Source organism: Lactobacillus sp. UMNPBX4 (assembly GCF_002554115.1).
GTDB classification, from domain to species: Bacteria; Bacillota; Bacilli; order Lactobacillales; family Lactobacillaceae; genus Lactobacillus; species Lactobacillus gallinarum.
In genome coordinates, this window is the sequence record NZ_PCZF01000085.1 from 1 (window position 1) to 2,779 (window position 2,779).

The window sequence follows — 2,779 nt, forward strand, 5'->3', positions numbered from 1 at the left end:
TCGCATCTATCAAACAGCCTAAACAAAAGTGTTCAAGTTATTATTGCAATTTACGAAAAAGAAAGATTGTCAAAATCTTTCCAAATTAATGAATAAATAAGCTGATTATTAATAATACAAACGCGATCCAAACGGCATCAATTAAATATACTAAAATCTTAATCCAAATATTCTTATATAACTGTCCAGTTTCAAAAAGAAAATACAATGCCACTCCAGCTAGAATTACTGCAACGGTAGTTGCGGAACTATTATGAATATTTAAATAAAAGAAAATTCCTGCGATTGCCGAGGTGATTAAGGTACCGATAATCCAAAGTGCTTTTTTGCTTAATTTCATAATGTTTTCTCCTCGTGTTATAAATTTATTGTTGTGATTAAAAAATAGCTACTTGTAAAATATATGTTCAAATATCTGAATGAGCGGTCGGCTCATGGTCAATCTGATATTTCATGTAGGACGTAAGGGCCTATTGGTGGCAGACACCGAAACTAAACCGACCATATATGAGTTCGCAAATTTTTTGTGAACTCATTTTTTTTGGAGGAATTATGAAAAATGTAAAGGGATATAAAAGATTAAATTATAAAGAGCATTTAAGACTAAATCGTTATTATGGTGCAATATATAATGCAGCTTACTTTTTTAATAAATATTTTGTTAACCAAAATGTGATCTATTAAACCGATAATCTTTGCCTAAAAGTAAAAGCTAGGAGATCAAATTTCATGCATTTATGTGGCATAAAATATGAAAAGGAGCTGCTTCTTTTTTTACGGATGCACTAAATAAGAACATTGATGAGAACAGTATTTATATAAAAAAAGATGGGACAACTTTTCAAAAGTTGCAAGTTTTACTGCAATTTAAAGAGCTGATTGGTAAAAATGTTAGAGTAACACGTGGTTATAAATATCTACTACTGTCTTTTGATTATGTATTAAGAACTAATAAAGAAATATTAGCTTTAACACTAATAGATCGTATTAACTCTGATGTGATTCCGCAATCGCTTTTAAATTTACATTCAATGAAGAAGTTTAGTAAAGGCAAAAAAGTTATTAAGATTGAGTTTAAATCTCGATAAAACAGTCAATTTTAATAATTTGATCCCATAACTCTGTTTCATGTGAAACTTAATATAGTTATCATACCAAAAAAGACGGATAACCAATAATAGTTAACCGTCTTTTCATTTTTCTATAAATTCGTTACCAAGAAAAATATGATAAATACCACAAACAGGATATACATCATTGGCGTTACTTCCTTGTAGCGCTTAGAAGCAATCATCGTAATAGGGTAAGCAATCAAGCCTAATGCTAAACCATCAGAAATACTGTAAGTAAGTGGCATCCCTACAACTGTCAAGAATGCAGGAACGGCAATTTCAAATTTATCCCAATCGATTTTCTTTAAATTGCTTGCCATTAACACACCAACAATAATCAAGGCAGGTGCTGTAACTGTAGTTGGAATAACCTGAAGAAGCGGACTGAAAATCATACTGATTAAGAAGAAGATACCAACAAAAATAGCAGTTAAACCAGTACGACCACCCATAGCGATGCCGGCACTTGATTCTACAGAAGTACCAAGTGGAGCGGTACCGAAGACAGCACCTTCAACCATGGCAGTTGAATCGGCTAAGAACGCACGACCGATCCGTGGAATCTTACCATTTTTATCAACCATACCAGCTTGTTCAGTCATTCCGATTAAAGTGCCAGCAGTATCAAAGAAAGTTACCAATAAGAAGGTCAAAACAACCATCCAAAGCTGAGCTGTATTGATGTCTTTAATATGGAAAACTGCTTGACCAAAAGTAGGCGCGATACTTGGTGCACCTGAAATAATACCGTGTGGCAATGGAATTTGACCAATGATCATACCAAAAATGGCAGTCACGATCATTCCGATAAAGATTGAGCCAGGAACATTCAATGCCATCAAGACTACAGTTAGGACTAAACCGAATAAAGTGATCCATACAGCAGGATTACTGAATTTACCTAACGCAACTAAAGTTGAATCGCTGTTAACGATAATTTGGCCATTTTTTAAACCGATAAAGGCGATGAACAAGCCGATACCAGCAGAAATTGCGTATTTCATGTCTTGAGGAATGGCATCAACTACGATTTCACGCAATTTGAAAATCGTAATCAAAATGAATAAAACAGAAGCTACAAGAACGGCAGCTAATGCAGTTTCCCAAGAAATCTTCATCCCTACACAAACGTTGTAGGCAAAGAAAGCACCACTACCCAATGTTGGTGCTAAAGCAATAGGGTAGTTTGCAATAAAGCCCATCAGGAAACAACCAATTGCTGTAGCGATGGCCGTTACAGTGAAGGCTGCGCCTTTAGGAATACCAGCTGCGTGTAAAATATTAGGGTTAACAAACAAGATGTAGGAAAGGCTGACAAACGTAGTTAATGCGGCAATTAATTCGCGTTTAACGTTAGTGTTAGCTTCTTCTAAATGAAAGACTTTATTTAAAAAATCCATTGCGCCTCCAAAATAAAAACAAAAAGAAAAAAGACATAGCTTACCCAAAGTCATGGGTAAAAGATGTCCTTAATAAAATTATGACGTCTGATACCTATAGTCCTGAATTTATGGCTCAGGGTAGATACTGTCGACCTTATTTCGACGATATATAGATAACTTGATTGTTAAGTATTCTAGCAGAAATACGTGGCCTACGCAAATTTCTCGGGAAACAAAACATACTAATCTAGTGTTGGATGATTACTCGACGGAGTAGTCGTTCAA

Annotated in this window: 3 protein-coding genes and 1 riboswitch; of the genes, 1 reads left to right on the top strand and 2 read right to left on the bottom strand. The window is 34.7% G+C overall.

Going from position 1 to position 2,779, the window contains the following annotated elements; all coding sequences use genetic code 11:
- Positions 1-85 precede the first annotated feature (85 nt).
- Positions 86-340: a hypothetical protein gene (locus tag CP355_RS09610; protein ID WP_025006205.1), complete on the bottom strand. Its 255-nt coding sequence runs from the start codon at positions 338-340 to the stop codon at positions 86-88.
- Positions 341-818: 478 nt separating this feature from the next.
- Between CP355_RS09610 and CP355_RS10335 the strand changes: the two genes are divergently transcribed.
- Entirely contained in the window at positions 819-1,088 is a 270-nt protein-coding gene (locus tag CP355_RS10335; protein ID WP_233185789.1) for a hypothetical protein, read from the top strand.
- A 113-nt stretch (positions 1,089-1,201) separates the two neighbouring features.
- On the opposite strand, the gene CP355_RS09620 is transcribed toward CP355_RS10335, so the two are convergent.
- Positions 1,202-2,512 carry an NCS2 family permease gene (locus CP355_RS09620; protein WP_098044425.1) on the bottom strand — a complete coding sequence of 437 codons (1,311 nt, stop codon included), beginning with the start codon at positions 2,510-2,512 and terminating at the stop codon, positions 1,202-1,204.
- 77 nt (positions 2,513-2,589) lie between these two features.
- Positions 2,590-2,687: riboswitch (purine riboswitch) on the bottom strand.
- Positions 2,688-2,779: the final 92 nt, after the last annotated feature.

What these genes read in the sequence shown, in the direction of transcription:
- CP355_RS09620 (WP_098044425.1), bottom strand. Translation starts at nt 2,512, where the DNA reads ATGGATTTTTTAAATAAAGTCTTTCATTTAGAAGAAGCTAACACTAAC.
- CP355_RS09610 (WP_025006205.1), bottom strand. Translation starts at nt 340, where the DNA reads ATGAAATTAAGCAAAAAAGCACTTTGGATTATCGGTACCTTAATCACC.